The 19,530-nt window shown below is 57.5% G+C and carries 17 protein-coding genes; 16 read left to right on the forward strand and 1 reads right to left on the reverse strand.

The genetic code is table 11. The features are described 5' to 3' along the window. Nucleotides 1-172: 172 nt before the first annotated feature. Genes H7C19_RS28525 through H7C19_RS28540 form a run of 4 tightly spaced genes read left to right on the forward strand, consistent with a single transcriptional unit; the run spans nucleotide 173 to nucleotide 3,994 of the window. The gene (locus H7C19_RS28525; protein WP_185672498.1) at nucleotides 173-865 is read left to right on the forward strand and encodes a hypothetical protein; all 693 of its coding nucleotides are present in this window, start codon (nucleotides 173-175) and stop codon (nucleotides 863-865) included. 17 nt (nucleotides 866-882) lie between these two features. After that, nucleotides 883-1,794: a carbohydrate ABC transporter permease gene (locus tag H7C19_RS28530; RefSeq protein WP_185672499.1), complete on the forward strand. Its 912-nt coding sequence runs from the start codon at nucleotides 883-885 to the stop codon at nucleotides 1,792-1,794. Beyond that, on the forward strand, nucleotides 1,781-2,635 hold the full coding sequence (locus H7C19_RS28535; protein WP_185672500.1) for a carbohydrate ABC transporter permease: 855 nt from the start codon (nucleotides 1,781-1,783) through the stop codon (nucleotides 2,633-2,635). Before H7C19_RS28530 ends, H7C19_RS28535 begins: the two co-directional genes overlap by 14 nt. Before the next feature lie 21 nt (nucleotides 2,636-2,656). Continuing rightward, on the forward strand, nucleotides 2,657-3,994 hold the full coding sequence (locus tag H7C19_RS28540) for an FAD-dependent oxidoreductase (RefSeq protein ID WP_185672501.1): 1,338 nt from the start codon (nucleotides 2,657-2,659) through the stop codon (nucleotides 3,992-3,994). Between the two features lie 204 nt (nucleotides 3,995-4,198). Here H7C19_RS28540 and H7C19_RS28545 read toward each other — a convergent pair whose 3' ends face one another. Then, the gene (locus tag H7C19_RS28545; protein WP_185672502.1) at nucleotides 4,199-4,792 is read right to left on the reverse strand and encodes a GbsR/MarR family transcriptional regulator; all 594 of its coding nucleotides are present in this window, start codon (nucleotides 4,790-4,792) and stop codon (nucleotides 4,199-4,201) included. Nucleotides 4,793-5,043: 251 nt separating this feature from the next. Between H7C19_RS28545 and H7C19_RS28550 the strand changes: the two genes are divergently transcribed. From H7C19_RS28550 to H7C19_RS28605, 12 genes are all read left to right on the forward strand, one after another. Continuing rightward, a complete protein-coding gene (locus H7C19_RS28550) occupies nucleotides 5,044-5,925 on the forward strand; it encodes a carbohydrate ABC transporter permease (protein WP_185672503.1) in 882 nt (293 codons plus the stop codon). A gap of 37 nt (nucleotides 5,926-5,962) precedes the next feature. Next, nucleotides 5,963-6,805 carry a carbohydrate ABC transporter permease gene (locus tag H7C19_RS28555; RefSeq protein WP_185672504.1) on the forward strand — a complete coding sequence of 281 codons (843 nt, stop codon included), beginning with the start codon at nucleotides 5,963-5,965 and terminating at the stop codon, nucleotides 6,803-6,805. Between the two features lie 43 nt (nucleotides 6,806-6,848). Further along, nucleotides 6,849-8,216: an extracellular solute-binding protein gene (locus H7C19_RS28560; RefSeq protein WP_376775452.1), complete on the forward strand. Its 1,368-nt coding sequence runs from the start codon at nucleotides 6,849-6,851 to the stop codon at nucleotides 8,214-8,216. A 17-nt stretch (nucleotides 8,217-8,233) separates the two neighbouring features. After that, nucleotides 8,234-9,013, forward strand: coding sequence for an HAD family hydrolase (locus tag H7C19_RS28565; protein WP_185672506.1), 780 nt, complete (start codon nucleotides 8,234-8,236; stop codon nucleotides 9,011-9,013). A gap of 17 nt (nucleotides 9,014-9,030) precedes the next feature. Continuing rightward, entirely contained in the window at nucleotides 9,031-9,354 is a 324-nt protein-coding gene (locus tag H7C19_RS28570; RefSeq protein ID WP_313732038.1) for a DMT family transporter, read from the forward strand. A 22-nt stretch (nucleotides 9,355-9,376) separates the two neighbouring features. Further along, complete coding sequence (locus H7C19_RS28575) at nucleotides 9,377-10,261, forward strand: metallophosphoesterase family protein (RefSeq protein ID WP_185672508.1); 885 nt, start codon at nucleotides 9,377-9,379, stop codon at nucleotides 10,259-10,261. Between the two features lie 414 nt (nucleotides 10,262-10,675). Continuing rightward, nucleotides 10,676-13,672: an ATP-binding protein gene (locus H7C19_RS28580; protein WP_185672509.1), complete on the forward strand. Its 2,997-nt coding sequence runs from the start codon at nucleotides 10,676-10,678 to the stop codon at nucleotides 13,670-13,672. Further along, nucleotides 13,669-14,805, forward strand: a complete 1,137-nt coding sequence (locus tag H7C19_RS28585) for a response regulator (RefSeq protein ID WP_185672510.1) — start codon at nucleotides 13,669-13,671, stop codon at nucleotides 14,803-14,805. The genes H7C19_RS28580 and H7C19_RS28585 overlap by 4 nt, the downstream gene beginning before the upstream one ends. A gap of 185 nt (nucleotides 14,806-14,990) precedes the next feature. Continuing rightward, complete coding sequence (locus H7C19_RS28590) at nucleotides 14,991-15,422, forward strand: DUF1259 domain-containing protein (RefSeq protein WP_185672511.1); 432 nt, start codon at nucleotides 14,991-14,993, stop codon at nucleotides 15,420-15,422. Between the two features lie 141 nt (nucleotides 15,423-15,563). Then, nucleotides 15,564-16,124 (forward strand): NADPH-dependent FMN reductase, encoded by a 561-nt coding sequence (locus H7C19_RS28595; RefSeq protein WP_185672512.1) that lies wholly within the window; start codon nucleotides 15,564-15,566, stop codon nucleotides 16,122-16,124. 35 nt (nucleotides 16,125-16,159) lie between these two features. Beyond that, nucleotides 16,160-17,161, forward strand: a complete 1,002-nt coding sequence (locus H7C19_RS28600; protein WP_185672513.1) for a type I glyceraldehyde-3-phosphate dehydrogenase — start codon at nucleotides 16,160-16,162, stop codon at nucleotides 17,159-17,161. A gap of 419 nt (nucleotides 17,162-17,580) precedes the next feature. Then, nucleotides 17,581-19,434 (forward strand): methyl-accepting chemotaxis protein, encoded by a 1,854-nt coding sequence (locus H7C19_RS28605; RefSeq protein WP_512698980.1) that lies wholly within the window; start codon nucleotides 17,581-17,583, stop codon nucleotides 19,432-19,434. Nucleotides 19,435-19,530: the final 96 nt, after the last annotated feature.

Consider the following 19,530-nt stretch of genomic DNA (forward strand, 5'->3'; position numbering starts at 1 on the left):
CGAGCCGTTTCCTTTTTTATCAGTCATACGGAATATATAAGTTTTACGTCTCCATTTCTGTATGACCTCCGATAAAAACGTATTGCCATCTTCCGAGAAGACGGCAAAGCCGTTTTTGCTTGACCGGTACGGATCCATCTCTCGCTACATCACTTGAAAGGGAGGAAGCGGCTTGACCAGATTGCAGCAATGCCTGAAGCAGAACAAGCTGTCGCTCATCGTCAGTCTCCCCGCCAACGACATCGGGCTGGCCCGGGCGGCGCTGGAAGCGGGCGCCGACGGATTAAAGGTTCATTTTAACGTCGGGCACCGGGCCAGCGGAACGCATTTCGGATCGCTGGAGAGCTACAGAGGGGTATTTGAGCGCATCCGGGGGATGTTCGACGGGCCGCTGGGCGTCGTTCCCGCAGGCAGCCTCGAAGACGCGGACGCCGCGTCGATCCGGCAGTTGGCCCCGCTCGGCTTTGATTTCTATTCCATCTACGCGCATCATCTGCCTTCTCACATGCTGTACGGATCGGGCTTGGAGAAGACGTTCGCGATCAACCACGAATACGATCTCTCCTTGGCCGCGTCGGCGCGCCACTTCGGCTTCGCCGCGCTGGAAGCCTCGATCGTCCCCGGCGACGAATACGGCACTCCGCTCAGCTTCGCCGATGTGTTGAAGTATCGCCGACTCGTCGAGCAGGCGCAGATTCCCGTCTTGGTGCCCTCGCAGCGCAAGCTCGTGCCCGACGACATCCGGGCGTTAAGCGACGCGGGCGTCCAGGCGGTGCTGCTGGGCGCGATCGTCACGGGACGGGCAGGGGAACAAATGCTGCAGCAAGTAGCGGCGTTCCGCGATGCCATCGACAGATTGACTTAAGAGGCGGTGAGACGGAGATGAAGGGCGATAAGAAGCGGCGGAACAAAGGACCGCTGGCGCGCGAAGCGCAGATTACGGGCTGGTTGTTTATTTCGCCGATGGTATTGGGCTTCACGCTGCTGCTCCTGTTCCCGATGGGGCTGGCGCTCTACATGAGCTTGACCGATTGGCCGCTGCTGGGAGAGCACCATTTTACGGGCTTGGACAACTACCGCGGCATTTTGGCGGATGATCTTTTTTGGAAGGTATTCGGGAACACGGCTTATTTCACAGTCGGCTTGGTGCCGCTGAACATCATTCTGGCGCTGCTCCTGGCGCTGCTGCTGTCCAAGAAGCTGCCGGGCATCGGACTGTTCCGCACCGCGATATTCGTGCCGGTGATGACCTCGCTGATCGTCTGGGCGATCGTCTGGAAGTACATGTTCGCGACCGATTCGGGGCTGATCAATCAGATGCTTCAGCTGATCGGGATCAAAGGACCGGCCTGGCTGTACGATACGAAGCTGGCGATGCCGGCCGTCATCGTGACGAGCGTGCTGAAGAACGTCGGCCTCAACATGGTGCTGTTCATCGCGGCGCTGCAGCAGGTGCCCCGCTCCCTGTACGAGGCAGCCGAGCTGGACGGCGCGGGCAAGACGAGAACCTTCTTCAACGTCACGCTGCCGATGATTACGCCTACCGTGTTCTTGACCGTCGTCATGACGGTCATCGGGTCGCTCAAAGTATTCGGCCAGATCTACGTCATGACGCAAGGCGGACCCAGCGAGAGCACGAAGGTGCTCGTGTATTACATCTGGGAGAAAGCCTTCAAGCTGTATGACCTCGGCTATGCCTCGTCGGCGGCATTCGTGCTGTTCTTCGTCGTGCTCGCGCTGACGCTGGTGCAATGGCAGCTTAGAAAGAGGTGGGTATTCAATGAAAGCGACTAGTCCGCCGTCCCTGCGCAAATCGCTGGGCAACATCGGAACGTATGCGGCGCTCGTTCTCGTTTCCCTGGTGATGCTGGTGCCGTTTCTATGGATGATCTCGACCTCCTTCAAGGAGCCGCAAGATATATTCAAGTATCCGCCGCGGTTCATTCCCAAGAGCTTTAACTTCCACAACTACGTCGAAGTGTTCGATCGCATTCCGTTCGGCTCGTTTTACGTCAACAGCGTGTATATCGCTTTTGTCGTCGTGATCGGAACGGCGTTCTTCGCCTCGTTGGCCGGTTATTCGTTCGCGCGCATCCCGTTCGCCGGGCGCAATATCGTGTTCCTCATCCTGCTCAGCGCGATGATGATCCCGCACGAGGTCACCGCCATTCCGATGTTCCTGTTCATGCGCGAGCTGGGCTGGATCGATACGCACTGGCCGCTGGTCCTGCTGCCGATCTTCGGGGCGGGCGGCGTGTTCGGGATCTTCGTCATGCGGCAGTTTTTCATCAGCATCCCGAAGGAGCTGGAAGAAGCCGCGATGATCGACGGCTGCAGCCGATTCCGCATCTACGGGCAGATCATGCTGCCGATCGCCAAGCCGGGCATCGCGACGCTCACGATCTTCACGTTCGTGACGAATTGGAACGAATTTTTCGACCCGTTGATCTTCATCAACACCCGGTCCCTGATGACGCTGCCCCTGGGACTCTCGCTGTTCACCGACGAGGTCGGCACGGCATGGCATTATCTGATGAGCGCGACGGTCATGGCGACGGTGCCCTTGCTTATCGTGTTCTTCTTCGCGCAGCGGCAGTTTATCGAGGGCGTGGCCATGACGGGATTGAAGGAATAGCAGAAGGAGAGGAGTTTGCGGATGAAAACGATAGAAGCGGACGTCGTCGTCGTCGGCGGAGGGCCGGCCGGCATTGCGGCGGCCGTCGCCGCCGGACGCCTGGGCGCGAGGACGGTATTGGTGGAACGGTACGGGTTCGTCGGCGGCATGTCCACGGCCGCGATGGTCTACCCGTGGATGACCTTCCATGCCGACAGCGGCGAGCAGGTCATTCAAGGCATCGCGCAAGAGATCGTCGACCGGCTGATCGAGCGAGGCGGCTCGCCCGGCCATCTCCGGGATACGGTCGGGTTCGTCCATACGCTTACGCCGTATAGCGCGGAGATCTTCCAGATCGTCGCCATGGACATGTTCCGGGAGGCCGGCGTGAAGCTGCTCCTGCACAGCTTCGTCGACGGGGTGGAGACCGTAGACGACCGCATCGCCGCGGTGCGCATCGCCACCAAGTCCGGGCCCATCGCGATCCGGGGCAGCACGTTCGTCGACGCGAGCGGAGACGCGGACGTCGCCTACCTGTCCGGGGCGCGGACGCTCCAAGGCCGGGACGGGGACCGTCAATCCCAGCCGATGACGATGAAGTTCCGGATGAGAGGCGTCGATCTGGACAAGGTGAAGGCGTACATGATCGCGCATCCCGAAGACTTCTACAAGAAGACGCCGTTCGCCGAGCTGCCGCACATTCCGTTAACGGGCGTCAGCGGTTTCTATTCGCACTGGCGGGCGGCCAACGTGCCGATCAACCGGGACCAGGTGCTGTTCTTCACGGGCCCGGCCGAAGACGAAGTGCTGATCAATTGCACGCGGGTGCAGGGATTGGACGGGACGGACGTCGAGGCGCTGACCCAGGCGGAGGAAGAAGGGCGGAGGCAGGTCCTCCTGATGTCGGAATTCCTGAAGCGGGACGTTCCCGGCTTCGAGCGGGCTTCGGTCTCCTCGGTCGGCACGCAGATCGGCATTCGGGAGACGAGACGCATCGTCGGTCATTACGCGCTGGCCAAAGAGGACGTGACCGAAGGGCGCAAATGCGCGGACGTCATCGCCCGGAGCGGGTATCCGATCGACATTCACGACCCGTCGGGCAAAGGCGTGACCGCGGCCTGGATCGCGGGAGACGGCGCGTACGATATCCCGTACCGCTGCCTCGTCTCGGCCGACAAACGCAATCTGCTCGCGGCGGGCCGATGCATCTCCACGACGCACGAAGCGCTCGCGACGACGAGGCTGACGCCGAGCTGCATGGCCACCGGCCAAGCGGCCGGCACGGCCGCGGCGCTCGCCGCGCTGTCCGGTGCGGACGCGATCGACGTCGATATCGCGGCGCTGCAGGCCGCGCTGCGCAAGGAGCGGGCCGCGATCTAAGCGGGGCGAAAGGCCATGCGATTCTTTCGGCGCGTCCCATCGCGGACACGCCGGCTACAGGTTCCGGAGGCGGCAATGCCGTGAGGCTCGCGTCCTTTCGACTGTGCCGCACCATCTAAGCCCATGGTGAAGATTCAACCCCATTGCCCCCTCATACCGAAAACAAGGCGAGAAACAGGTGCGATCCTGTTTCTCGCCTTGTTTTTAGTTGCCCGATTCCCCGGACGTCTCCGCGTCGCCAACGCTTTCGCGCCTCTCCTCGAAAAACGTTCCCGTCTTCAGCCCCTCGACGAAGCGCTGCAGCCAATCGTAATAACCGGCGGCGTGCTTCAGCTTGTGCAGGTCGGCAAGGCCCAGATCCCGCTCCTCCTCCGGCGTGTTCACGGCGAGGATGGTCTCCGACAGCTCGGGGATGGCGGCATCGATGGCGCCCCGCATGACGTCGATCTCCCGCTGCAGCTTCGCCGCGAAGAACGCTTGGAAGGCTTTGAAGAAGTCGGTCTCGGCGACGTACAGATCCTTGCGCTCGTCCTTCTCCCTCAGCTTGGTCACCATCTGCGATTCGATCAGCGCCCGAACCGCGTAGCTCATGTTGCTCTTGCTCATGTTCATGCTCGTCTGCATCTCTTCGAGCGTCATCGGACGGTCTTCGAAGAACATGATGCCGTACAGCTGGCCGAAGGAGTAGTTCACGCCATAGAGGTCCATCGTCTGCGCGATCGCATCGATGACCTTCAGCCGGACTTCCTCGCGGACCGTCGTGGGTTCTTTCATTTTCCCCGAAGTCGCCTTCTTCATCCCGGAATGCCTCCCATCCGAACTCCGCCTCGCGAACGCCGCGAGATTTTACACAAAATTCATCTTCGCTTGATGCGGGCATAACCCTTTTTTTGCGAATGAACGTACAATAAATATTGAACATAAGTGGTTTTCAGACTCATATGGCTCTATTATATCAAAAATACAATCGTTATTGAACGATACAAATAAAAACGGATTCGCCTTCCTCTGAAGAGAGCGAGACGTTTTTATCGTTAAAAGGAGGAAAAATGAAACGTTCCCACCTCGCCGGCGAATTCAAAGCGCTGCTGTTCACGCTACCCGCGCTGGTTCCGCTGACCTTGTTCTGGTTCATCCCGCTGGGATACGTCGCCTATCTCAGCTTGACGGAGTGGGACTTCATGAGCCCGGACAAGCTGTTCGTCGGCCTCGAGAACTACCGCAGCCTTTTCGGGGATCCGGCGTTCTATCAGTCTCTGCGCGTATCGCTCCTGTTCTGCCTGGGCAGCGTCCTCCCCGTCATCGCCATCGGCCTGTCGCTCGCCTTGCTCTTCAACCGCAAGATGAGAGGCGGGACCGTCTACCGGCTGCTGATGTTCTCGCCTTGGGTCACGCCTACCGTCGCCGTCTCCATCGTCTGGTCCTGGATCTACGAGCCGGAGGTGGGCCTAGCGAACAGCGCGCTGCGGGCGATCGGCCTGGACGGCATCCGTTGGCTCGAGGATCCGCAGTGGGCGCTTGTCGGCGTGCTGATCGTCACCGTCTGGAAATCCGCGGGCTGGTGCATGATCTTCTACCTGGTCGCCATCCGCAACATCCCTTCGGATCTGCTCGAGGCGGCGGAGCTGGACGGGGCCGGGAGCGTACAGACGTTCAAGAACGTAACGCTGCCGCTCATCTCTCCGACGACGTTTTTCCTGGTCATCGTGCAAGTGATCCAAGCCCTTCAAGCCTATGACCAGATCAACGTGCTGACGCAAGGGGGACCGGCCGGGTCGACGCGCACCTTGCTCTATCTCTACTATCAGTCGGCGTTCGACGCCTATCGGATCGGCGAAGCCTCTTCCGTGGCGATCACGCTCGTGATCGGCTGCGTCCTGCTGTCCCTCGTCTCGTTCTTCGTCGGGCGGCGCACCGTGCATTATTCCTAATTCTGCGAACTGGTTGATCACGAAAGGAGAGAAACCCATGCGAACCGGCAACAGGCTCGGTACCGTCATCCGGCATCTCCTGCTGGCCGCGGCGGCGGTCATCATGGCGTTCCCGTTCTACTGGATGGCGACGAGCGCGCTCAAGACCAACGACGAGATCTGGCAATTCCCGCCGACGTTCTGGCCGGAGACGGCGCTGTGGAGCAACTTCGCGGACGCCTGGCATGCCGCCCCCTTCGCGCGGTATCTGTTCAACAGCGTCTTCGTGGCCGGGACGATCGTCGTCCTGCAGATCCTCAACTCCGGCATGATGGCCTATGCCCTGACCCACATGAAGTTCCGCCTGAAGGGGGCGTTCACCGCGCTCGTGCTCGTGGGCTATATGGTGCCGAGCACGGCGGTCTACCTGCCCGGATACGTCATCCTGGGGAAAATGGGGCTGCTGAACACGTATACCGGCTTGATTATCTCGAACTGCGTCAGCGTCTTCTCGATTTTTCTGATCCGGCAAGCTTTCCTGCAGGTGTCCCATGAGCTGGTGGAGGCGGGCAAGATCGACGGGGCGTCGCATCTGCGCATTCTGTGGACGATTCTGGTCCCGTTGACGCGTTCTTCCTTCGCCGTGCTGGCTCTCATCACGTTCATCGAGCAATACAACAACTACTTCTGGCCGATGCTCATCACCAAAAACCCGGATCTGCAGCTGGTATCGGCCGGTCTTAGAAGCTTCTTCGTGGAGGGAGGTGCATACGGGCTGAAGTGGCCGCTCATCATGGCGGCCAGCGCATTCACGATCGCGCCGCTGCTCGCGCTCTTCGTCCTGACGCAGAAGACGATCATCAGCAGCGTCAATCTGTCCGCAGGTGCAAGCAAGGGTTAACAACGAACAGAGAAGAAAAGTGGAGGGAAAACCCATGTTCAAAATGACGAAACCCGCAATCTCCAGCGTCCTGTTATCCTCGTTCCTGATCCTGTCCGCCTGCGGTTCGAACGGCGGCACCGGCGAGTCGGCATCCAGCCCGAGCCCGGACGCAACATCGCCCGCAGCCAGCCCGAGTCCGTCCGCCAGCTCTTCCGAGTCGGCCGGAGCCAAGGCGCCGGTAACGATCGAATTCTGGTACGGCCTCGGCGGCAAGCTGGGCGAGAACATGCAGAAGCTGATCGAGAAATTTAACGCCTCGCAGCAGGAAGTCATCGTGAAGCCGGTCGTACAGGCGGATTATGCCGAGACGGGCAAGAAGCTCCAAGCGGCGATCGCTTCCGGCGACGTCCCGGCCGCCGTGCTGTCCTCCAACGTGGACTGGGCGCGCAAAGGCTATTACGCGCCGCTCGACGAGCTGATCGCCGGCCAGCCGGACTTCAACGCCGCCGACGTGATCCCGACGTTCCTGGAGCAAGGAAAAGTGGACGGCAAGCAATATTTCCTGCCCATGTACGGTACGACCCAAGTGATGTACTATAGCAAGGAAGCGCTTGAGAAGAACGGCATCAAGGCGGAGGATCTGACCACCTGGGAGGCGCTGGGCGCCGCGGCGGCCAAGATGGCCGTCAAATCCGGCGGCAAAACGTCGTTCTACGGCTGGGAGCCGATGTGGGGCGCGGACAACATGATCGACGCGACGCTCAGCAGAGGCGGATCGATCCTGAGCGAAGACGGCAAGACCGTCACGATCGACACCCCCGAGTGGATCGACACATGGGAGCAGTTCCGCAAGTGGATCCATGAAGATCAGACGATGCGCATCCATTCCGGCGGCCAAGGCTGGGAGTATTGGTACAAAACGATCGACGACGTCATGAAGGGCCAAGCGGCGGGCTACACCGGCTCGAGCGGCGACCAAGGCGATCTCGACTTCGCCAAGCTGGCGGCGATGGAGCAGCCGGGCTGGGAAGGCGTCGGCCCGGGCAAACCGGTCGCGAGCGCGATTCAAGCGGGCATTCCGGCGAAGGCGAGCCCGGAGCAGCAGCAAGCCGCGTTCAAATGGTTCAGCTTCTTCATGAGTCCGGAGAATACCGCCTTCTGGTCGATGAATACCGGCTACATCGCGGTTCGGCAGTCGGCGCTGGACGACCCGGCGTTCGTCGCGTACAGCAAGAGCAACCCGCAAAGCGCGATCCCGCTGAAGCAGGCGTCGCACGCTTCGAAGCCGTTCCAAGACCCGACGGGCGGCAAGATCAACGACGCGCTGAAGATCGCGGCAGACAAGGTGCAGATCAGCAACATGCCGGCGGCCAAGGCGCTCAAGGAAGCGAAGGAGACGGCGCAGCGCGAGCTGGACAAGCTGAAATAATAGAAGGAGGCGAGGACATGCCCCGGTTGCGCGTGAACGGCGTCTATTATCCGATTCGGGCCATCCTGTTCGATAAAGACGGCACGCTGCTAGACTTCATCTATACGTGGGGGCGCTGGGGCGAGCGATTGCTCGCCCGGTTTTCCGCCGGGCTGCGGGCGCGGGGGCTGCCACCGCTGCCGGAGGATCTCTCAGCGCTGTGGGGCACGGTACACGCCGAAGACGGCGCGATCACGGACTACGACCGCAACGGTCCGCTCTCGATGGGGACGATCGGCGACTTGATGTCGATCTTGACGTGGCACGGCTATCGGAACGGCCTGTCCTGGGCGGAAGCGAAGCTGCTGGCCGAGGCTTGCCGGCAGGATGCCGACGACAGCTTGGCGCAATCCCGTGCGGCGAAGGCGCTGCCGCATGCGATCGAATTCCTGACGCAATGCCGCGACAGCGGCATCGCGCTGGCCATTGTGACGGCGGACGAGACGGCTCAGGCGGTTCAGCAGCTCGAGTGGCTCGGCATCCGCGGGCATTTCTCCGCCGTCGTCGGCACCGACCGGGTGGACAGGGGCAAGCCGTTCCCGGACATGGTCGCGCTGGCCTGCCGCGAGCTCGGGGTGGCGAGCGGCGAAGCGGCCGTGATCGGGGACACGAACGGAGACATGAGGATGGCGAAGTCGGCGGGAGCGGCCGTCGCGATCGGCATCGCCGGTCCGGACGCCGCCGAGGCGAGCAAGCTGTCCGAGGCGGACGCGGTCATCGCTTCGTATCTGGCGCTCGCGGCCGAAGCGGACGAATGAAGAAGGAGGTGAACGGCGTGGGATGGCTATTCCTCAGCATGGCAATCCTCCTTGAACTGTCCGGCACCGTGTCCATGAAGCTGTCGGAGAGCTTCACCCGGGTCGTCCCTTCCGTGCTGATGTTCGTCTTCTACGGCGCCAGCTTCACATCGTTGAATTACGCGCTCGGTTATCTGGAGGTCAGCGCCGTGTACGCGATCTGGTCGGGCGTCGGGATCGTGCTGATCGCGCTGGCGGGCTACTTCATCTTCCAGGAACGGTTGTCGCTCGCCTCCGTCTTGTGGATCGGGGTCATCGTCATCGGGGTGGCCGGCTTGAGCATCAGCAACAAAGGACATTAACCATTGAGGGGAGACTCGCGCCATGTTGAACGCAAAGGATGCCGAGGAGAAGCGGGAGCGCCCGCTGCTTGCCTTCCAAGTGATCACGGATACGCACGTCACCGCCGATCCGGACCATGCCTACAACCGGAATCTGGATCGGGCGCTGGCGGATATCGCCGCCCATGCGGAGGAGAGCCGAGGCATCATGCATGTCGGCGACGTGACCGATCACGGCTTGGCGGAGGAATACGATGCGTTCGCGCGCATCTGGCGGCGGTACGCGGACCGGCTGCCGGACATCCGGTTCGCGACGGGGAACCACGACGTCGGGCTCGGCGTCTGGGACGAACGGCTGCATCGGTTTCTGGCGGCGACCGGCATGCCGGGTCCGTATCACGATTATCGGATCGAAGGGTACCCGTTTCTTTTTCTCGGGACCGAGGAGGGGCTGGAGCTGTTCTGTTCGCTGTCGGAGCGGCAGCTCGCTTGGCTCGACGCCAAGCTGGGCGAGGTTTCGCGGGACAGGCCGGCGTTCGTCTTCCTGCACCAGCCGCTGAAGGATACGGTGGCCGGCTCCCTCGAAGCGCAGCGCTGGTACGGCGTGGAGCAAGACGAGACGCTGAAGGCGGTGCTTGCCAAGCATCCTCACGCGATCGTCTTTACGGGCCATACCCATTGGGAGATGGACGCGCCGCATACGTTCTACGACGGCGGGGGCACGCTCCCGCCGATGTTCAACGCGGCTTCGGTCGCTTACCTGTGGACGGACGAGGACGAGCGCAAGGAAGGCAGCCAAGGGTATTACGTCGAAGTGTACCGGGATCGCGTGCTGGTCAGAGGGCGGGATTTTACGCGGGGGACCTGGGTGGAGAATGCTCGGTTCGAGATCAAAAGCAGTTTGCAGCGTCAACTGACAGCTGAATAAATGAACGACAAAACCGGGATGAATGGCCATCGGCTTCATCCCGGTTTTTCATTTGCGCTCGGCTATGCCGGCAGCGGTAGACCGTTAAGCTCTTTGGTGATTTCGGCGATGGTTAAGTGATGTTGCGAAAGGACGGACATGTTCGAATCCGCCGACGGTATGACACAAAAGTTAAGACATCATTTAAACTCTCTGAAGGTAGAGAAATCTATGGAAACAACCTGCTATAATGGGAATCGCAGCAAAGCCCGTTAAAGGAGAATCGTTCCCATGAAAAGCGGCGGTAAAGAGCGGATGAGGCTACAAAACCAGCGAATCAGATTCACGGTGATGACGGTTATGGTTATCGCATTTGTCGCCGCATTGGTCCTGCCTTTTGCTGGATCTTTATTCGACAAGTCCGGAGGACCCCAGGTGAAGGACGGCATACTGGACTTGCGGGATTGGAGCTTGGACAAGGATGGAGCCGTTCGGCTAAACGGTTCTTGGTCGTTTCACTGGGGGGAATTGCTTGAAACGGCCGATTCCTTGGGAACAGATCATCCGCAGGCGGATACGTTGGCTAAAGTGCCGGGGGAATGGTCGCAATACGGGAAACCGGGACGCGGTTATGCGACCTATCGGCTGAAGGTCGTCAATGTTGGCGTTTCCGGTACTCTTGGATTGCGAATCCCCGCAATCGCGCCGGCCTATAAAATCATCGCGGACGGACAAGTGATCGCGCAGGCAGGGACGGTAGGGACCGACCGGTTCAGCACGGTTTCCGCCTATCGACCCCAAACGGTCGTTTTCAAGCCGCAGGGAGAATCATTCGATCTCCTTCTTCAGGTCGCAAATGAAATTTATCCCGCTGGCGGCATCTGGTTTAGCCTGACGCTCGGAACCGAACAACACATGCAGGATTCGAACATGCTGAAAACGATGGGCGACATGGCCATGTTCGGAGCCAGCGCGTTGATTGGTTTCTACCAAATCGCCGTCTACTTGCTGCGCCGAGAAGAACGATCGACGCTGTATTTCGGCATCTGTTGCCTGTTAGGGGCTTGCCGTATATGGGTGATCGACGGCATTTATGTGGTTAATATTTTCCCGCAAGTGGATATCCATACGATTATCAAGGTCGAGTATTTGACCTATTTCGGCGGAGTTACGGTGGCTTCATTGTTCGTGAAGGAACTGTACCCCAAGGAGTTCAACCGTACGGTTATCAATGCGATGGTTGGAATCGGCAGCGTATTCATCGGCGCAGTAATATTCCTTCCCGCCGAGATCTTTACATACTTAATCAACTATTTCAATCTCTTGTCGCTTGTCAGTTTGGCTTATTTCGTCTATGGATTCGGTCTGGCTTTACGGCGCGGACGCAGCGGAGCGCTGCTTCAGTTGTTCGGCTGGTTTTCATTCTTGGGCGCGGTCTGCCATGACGTCCTGTCCAGCAATGGCCGAATCATCTGGATCGATGCGCCGCTCGGTCTTTACGGCTTCATCTTTCTCGTCTTTATGGAGTCGCTTGAATTGGCCCGCCGGTTTACGAATGCTTACCGTGTTATTGGAGCGATGTCGGAAGAGCTGATCGATTTGAACCGTATGAAGGATGAGTTTCTCGCCAACACCTCGCATGAACTGAAGACGCCGCTCCACGGGATCCTGAATCTGTCCTTGGCGCTGAAGGAAGGGAAGTCCGGTCCTGTCAGCGGGGAACAACGCGAGCAGTTGGATGTCGTCGTAGGGGTCGCCCGCCGGATGTCCAATCTGATCAACGATATCCTGGATTTATCACGGCTGAAGAATAGCGGCATCCAACTTGAATTGAAGCCGGTCGATGTTCGGGCCGTCATCTCGTCGCAGCAGGAGATTTTCCTCAACTATATCGGAGATAAGCCTGTGGCGTTGCGACTAGAATGGCCGGAATCGCTTCCCGACGCACTGGCGGATGAAAGCCGGTTGCTCCAAATCGCGTACAACCTTATCGGCAACGCGATTAAATTCACGCCCGAAGGGGAGGTCAAGGTCACGGCGTGGGCTTCTGGAAATATACTGAGCATCTCGGTCTCCGATACCGGCATCGGCATTGAAGCGAACAAGCTGGACGCCATATTCCAATCGTTCGAGCAATTGGGCACGTCCGTTGCCAGGGAATACGGCGGCGCAGGGCTTGGTCTTGGAATTGCCCGGCGTCTGGTCGAATTGCACGGGGGCACGATTACGGTCGCTTCCGCGCCGGGTCAAGGCTCCGTATTCACGTTCACGCTGCCCGTTAGCGACAGCAAAGCGGCGGCTCGTCCCCCTTCCCCGTTAACCGCCGACCTTGTCTCGCCCGAAAGGCTCGGGATTCGGCGGGTCATGTTGGAAACAGCCGCAACGATTGCCCCCGATAGCGTCGTGAAGCGAGAGCACTCGATTCTGGCCGTAGATGACGATCCGATCAATCTCCAGGTTCTAAGAGCCATTTTCGCGGACGAACCGTATGAGATCGTCACGGCGTCGAGCGGCGCCGAAGCGTTGGAGCGTTTGGCCAAAGACGGAAATAAAATCGGTCTGGTTATTCTGGACGTCATGATGCCCGGTTTAACGGGTTACGAGACATGCAGGCGAATCCGCGGAGAGCATGCGCTGTCCGAATTGCCCATCCTGCTGACGACGGTAAGGAGCGGGCCGGACGACGTGATGCACGGATTCGAGGCAGGAGCGAACGATTATTTGAGCAAGCCGTTCCAAGCCTACGAGCTGCGGGCCCGAGCGCGCACCTTGCTGGAAATGAAGCGTTCAGCGGAGGAGGCGGTACGAACGGAGATGGCGTTCCTTCAAGCACAGATCAAACCGCATTTTCTGTATAACGCGCTCAATACGATCGTCTCCCTGACGCTGGACGAGCCGCAAACCGCCCATGATTTGTTGTTGTATCTCAGCCGGTATTTGCGCGGAAGCTTCGACTTCAAGAACAAAGAACGGCTCGTCCCGCTTCGCAAAGAGCTTGAGCTCGCCGAGGCTTACCTGAGAATCGAGCAAGCCCGGTTCGGCCGCCGTCTTAGAGTCCGTTATGAATTGGACGAGGTTTCCGATTGCCTGCTGCCGCCTCTGACATTGCAGCCCTTGGTGGAAAATGCTGTCAGGCACGGCTTGACGAAAAAGGAAGACGGAGGAATCGTCACGGTATCCGTACGCGCCGATGCCGAGAACATCGTGATCAGCGTCGAAGACGACGGAGTCGGAATGTCAGAGCCGGCGGAACGCATCCTTTCGAGAGATGGAGACGGGAACGGAGGCGGCGTCGGGCTAAGGAATATTCATCAGCGGATGCTTCGCCAATTCGGTAGAGGGCTTGAGATGGAGAGCGCGGACGGCAAGGGCACCAAGGCCACGCTGCGCATTCCCCGTGCGGCAAAAGCGGTAAAGGAGGGCCGCGCATGATTCGAGTCATCGCCGTGGACGACGAGCTTCCCGCGCTTAAGCGGGTGGGACAGCTATTGGAGTCCTTCGAGAACATCCGGGTGTGCGGATTGTTCGAGAAGCCCCAATCGTTGCTCGAGCATACGTTAACAACGACGGAGCCAATCGACTTGGCGCTGCTGGACATGGAAATGCCGGGTTTTCACGGAATGGAATTGGCGCGCCGGCTGCGCGCCGTCCGTCCGGAAATACAGATCGCTTTCCTGACCGCCTACGAAGAGTTCGCGCGCGACGCTTTCGAGGTGGAGGCGCTGGATTATTTGCTCAAGCCGATCATGAAGGAAGACCTGGAGAGAACGGTCGGCAGGTACGAAAAACGAATCCGTCTCCGCGGAAAGGCGGATCACGTTCCCGAATCCGAGCCGGGAGTGAGGATCCGCAGTTTCGGCCCGTTCTACGTGACGGCGGAGAACGGCCAGCCAATCCGGTTTCGCAATTCCAAAGGCCGGGAACTGTTGGCGTATTTGCATACGCATCGCGGCAGGTTCGTCAGCAAGGTGCAGCTTATGGATGCGCTATGGTACGGCCGGGACTGGGAACGGACGCAGGCTAACCTGCATTCGACGGTGTATCAGCTGCGCAAGGATCTCGAGGCATGCGGGCTGGAAGACGTGATCGAGCAGTCGAAGACCGCCGGCACCAGCTACGGATTGCGCTGGTCGGTAGCATTCGACGATGTGAACGCGTATGAGGAAGAACGGCGAAAGTATAAGACGACCGTTTCCCTAACGCATTTGATCCAAGCGGTTCAGCTCTACGGCGAAGGGTACTTAGCCGGAAGCGGATACGAATGGGCCGCTCCGCGCCAAGCCGAGCTCGAACTCGGCTTTATCGAGCTGCTGGAAGCAATGGTCGATACATACGTGAAGCAGCAGCGTTATGAGATTGCGTTGAGCCCCATGCAGAGATGGTCGCAGCTGCTGCCGTTAAGCGGTCGCCTTCACGCGAAGATGATTGCCCTCTTGTTGTTCATGAACCGGGAAGAGGACGCACGAGACTATCACGAGCTTGCACTGGAGATGCTCGATCAGGCAGAAGAATTGGCTATGTTGGATTATGGACGAATATTCGCCAATCCCTCCGCATTATTCTAGATCGTGGAATCACGAAATATTCACCCATTGAAGCGGCTTACCGGAAACGGAAAGGCGTTTTTTTGTGCGCCTCACAGTCGCACTCTAAGTGGTTCAAATTCTGCACTTATCCGGGAATAGTCGACAAACCGGCTCAATCCTGCTCCCACGCTCATATCATAAATGAATACAGGGGAGGGATGAAGATGTCTAGTACCGGTTCGCTTTGCGAGCAGTTCTCAAGGATTATCGGAGGTGTGCCCGGCTTTGCCGGCGGGAAATGCGTCTCGACAATCAACCGAAACGAAATCAAAGCCACGATATTGGGGAAAAGATTCAGAGTAACATCCTCGTTTTCGTTCGAATCCTTAAATAAAAAAACAGGCAGAGCGCTTTGTTTAGGCAGAGCGGCGTTTTTAGAGAAAGAAGTCAATAAATTCATAAAGGTCATTCGAAATCAAAATATTAAAGTTTCGTCCGTCCATAACGAATGGCTATTCGATCGACCCCGCTTGATTTATATCAATATTGAAGCGGTGGATAGACCTCTTGATTTCGCAAGAAAAGTCAGGAAAGCGTTAGTCGCTGCTTCCGTAGGAGAGGGCGAATCTACCCCGAAGGGCGGCAAAAGCCGTTGATGGACAGAGAGATGTTCCCAAACGCAATCGGGAGCGGAGATTCAGTTTGCCGTGGAAAAGGTCCCCTTCTATAAAAGCGAAGGAATCTATTATATGATGGAGTGAGAATGACTTCTTAATATTTTGAGGAGGTTGGCTGATGTGAAAAGAATAGGAATTATTGTCGGTAGTTTAAGGGGAAATTCGTTTAATCAAATGATTGCGAATACGATCCCTGAACTCGTAGATTCCGCAAAATATGAATACATATCGATTGGGAATCTTCCCTTGTATAACGCGGATTTGGATCGCGGAGAAGGGCTAGACCCAGTAAGGCATTATCGCGAGGCGATTCAAAAGACAGATGGCATTCTCATCGTTAGCCCGGAGTATAACTCAGGAATACCGGGTGTGCTGAAAAATGCACTGGACTGGGCTTCGACACCAACCAAAACAGCCGTCCTCATCCATAAGCCTGCAGGTGTGATAGGTGCAACGCCTGGCGTAAAAGGAACGATTCTGTCGCAGCAGCAAATTAGGCAAACGTTGGATGCCACCCAATCCTATGTTTTGCCGTCTCAAAAAATGTATATCTCTCAAGTTATGGAAAAGATTGATTCGGAAACTCGCAAGCTAACCGATGAAACGACCCGCAAATATCTGCAGCGTTATGTACAGTCGTTTATTCAATGGATCGACCAGGTACAACGGTTGAGTGAGTAATTAGGATAACCTATTAAAAATATATGGAGGCTATTATGGGTAAAATTGCGGTTTTTGGCTTTGGACGTATCGGAAGACAGCTTCTTCGGTCGGCGCTGCAACAAAATTTGTTTGTCCCCTTTTCCATCTCGGATATTAAAGATGAAGCTACGCTTGCCGCGCTTTTTGAAGTGGACACCAATTACAAACGTTGGCATGAGCGCGTATCGGGCCAAGAAGGCGCAATCGTGATAGGCGACCGGGAGATTCGGTATTTAAATTCTGCCAGCGAATTGCCCAATTGGGGCGAGTTAGGCGTTGACCTGGTTATCGATTGTACCGGTCGTGCCGTTACGCGATCGGTAGCTGAGCTACACTTGGAGCGAGGCGCCAAACGGGTGCTTGTAAGCGGTCCGAGCAAAACGCTGGAAGACTGCGACGCCGTATTGCTTAAAGGAATCAATCTGGACACCTTCGATCCCGATAAGCATAAAATCATTAGCATGGCGAGCTGCACGACCAACGCGCTTGCGCCGGTAGTCAAATTGGTCCGAGAAAACTATGGTATTCAATACGGCTTATTCTCCACCGTCCACTCGTATACGAACACGCAATCGTTAACGGATCAGCCGATGAAGGACCGCCGGGATTCATGGGCCGCCGCCGAGAATATTATTCCGTCGTCTTCAGGCGCAGCCAAAGCGCTCAAATTCATTTGGAGCGACCTGCAAATCACAGGCAAAGCCTACCGTATACCGACCCGTACCGGAAGCATTGCCGAACTTAACCTGATTACAGAAAAACGGTGCACCGTTCAAGAGATTAACGATATGTTCCGCGAAGCCTCGAAAGAAGGCGAGTTGAAGGGCGTTCTTGATGTTTTGGAAGGAGAATGGGCTTCGTCCCGAATTGTAGCCGATCCGCATTCTTCGATTATTGACCTGCCTCTAACCCAGGTACAAGGTGAACTGTTATCCGTCGCTACCTGGTACGATAACGAATGGGGTTATGCTTCGCGGTTGGCCGAGGTAGCCGCCTATCTTGCGGCAAAATCATAATATTGTTCTTATCCTTATCCGAGTATCCATTACGCCTGCGGAATTCCGTAGGCGTTTTTTTTGCATTTTGCCGCTAAAGTCGAATTTACGGCGTTTTCATGATATTTATAGTCAATACAGTCAAAACCGACTATGAAAATGTTTTGAAAATGGCCGATAAATGGGGAATAACCCATACTAATATGGCTACTAAGGAGAGTCCACCATTGCCCTCTTCATCGACTGCTAAAAAGTTACCCTCGCTGAATCTCTCATCTCTGAAGGTCAAACTGCCTACCCTCATTTGCTTGCTCGTTATCCTCTCGCTGGCAATAACAAGCCTCATCTCGTATTCGCTCTCTTCCAAAATCGTATTAGGCAAGAGCATGGAGGAGATGACCGCTCAATCGGATCGAATAGGCGAAAGCCTGCTTGCCGCCATGCAATTGGAATGGCAATCCGTTTATTTGCTCTCCGTTCAAAGTTCGTTCAAGGATCTGCTAAAGCTTAGCAATAACGGGACGATGACGGAGAGCGAGTTCTTCTCGGAAAGCAACGCGTCGCTCGTAAATGCGAACAAGCGGCTGACTGATAGTCTGGAAGGGATGCCGGGCATCGACAGTTTGGTCATCCTCAACAACAAGGGCAAAGTCATCGCCAGCAGCAATCCGCAGTCGCTAAAGCTCGATCTGAAAGACCGCTCCTACTTTACCGAAGGCATGAAGGACCATGCGTACATCAGCGAAGCGCTGCGAGCCAAGTCGACGGGCAACCTGATAACGGCGTTTGCCCAGCCCATCATTGACGAGAGCGGCCATGTGATCGGCATCGCCAACGCGTCGGTCAACACCTCGTTCTTCGTCGACAAGCTCAAGAACTTCCAGCTAAACAAGCAAGGGAAGCTCTTTATCATCGATAGGCTCGGCACGGTAGTCTATCATTCGAGCAATTCCGAGTTGGCCGGCAAGCCGCTCGAAGCCTCGATTTACGAGCCGTTCTGGAAGAAGGCCTCGACTGCTACGATCGAGACGGGGAAGGTCGATACTGACGAAGCGTACGCCCGGTATTCCAAAATCCCGAATTCCGACTGGACGGTCGTCGTCGAGGATTCTTACGATGATTTGCGCAAGCCGCTTCAAATGATGATGGTCCGGATGGTTCTGGTCACTGTGGTCGCGACGATCGTCGCCGCGGCCGTCGGCTTCTTCATCTCCCGGACAATCACGAACCCGATCGTGAAGCTGAACAGCCTCTTCAAGCAGCTCTCCTCCGGAGACCTGACCGTCGTATCGAACAAGCGGTACGGCGGCGAATTTGGCGACCTGGCCCTCAGCTTTAACGCGATGGCTGAGAATAATCGCCGACTTATCGCCGGGATGAACCATTCGATCGAGATTCTAGACAGAAGCACGAACGAATTGGAGCAATCGTCCAAACGTACGGCGAAGTCGATCGACGAGACGTCCGCGACGACGGCCGAGATCGCCAAGGCAATGGAGACGCAGTCGAACGAGACCGAGAGCATGGTCGACAAATTCTCCGAGCTCGGCGGGAAGATCGGCGTCGTGACCGGGAAATCGCGCATTGTCAAGGAGAAGGCGGACGAGATCACGGGCGAATTCCATGCCAACAAGGAAGTCATCGAAGGGTTGATAGAGAGCAACAGGAGGAATGAAACCGAAGTCGGGAAAATATCGGAGCTCACCGAACGCCTCACGGAAAGCTCCACCAGCATTGGCCAGATCTCGGAGACAATCGCGGAGATCGCAAACCAGACGAAGCTTCTCGCGCTGAACGCCTCCATCGAGGCCGCGCGGGCGGGCGAGCAGGGACGCGGCTTCGCCGTCGTCGCCGCCGAGATCCGCAAGCTGGCGGACCAGACGTTCCAGCAATCGAACGGGATCAGCGGAATCATCGGCCTCGTGGTCAAGCAGGTCGAGGACAGCTACGAGAGCGTGCGGGAGATCTCGGCGCTATCCGAGCTGCAGAATGACTACGTCGCAAGAACGGAGCAATCGTTCGAGGCGGTCTTCGACAACGTAAGCGCGATTCTCGAGGAGATTCGCACGATGGCGGACGAGCTCGCAAGCATCGACCGCTACAAGGACGACGTGCTCGAGTCCGCTCAGATGCTGTCCGCGACGGGTGAAGAGGTGTCGGCGTCCGTGGAGGAAGTGACCGCCACCGCGCAAGAGCAATCGGGCATGGTTCAGCAGCTCGCGGCCATGGTGACGACGATAGACGGGTTGACGAAGGAGCTCGCCGCTTCCGCCTCCAAGTTCAAAACCAAATAATTCGCCTTAAGAGTCGCTTCGCGGGAGACAAGTCACCCGCCGGGCGGCTTTTTCTTTTACATCATTTGAACATCCGCGCCAACGGTTTCACATCCG

This window comes from Cohnella nanjingensis, assembly GCF_014212125.1.
Taxonomy (GTDB): Bacteria; Bacillota; Bacilli; order Paenibacillales; family Paenibacillaceae; genus Cohnella; species Cohnella nanjingensis.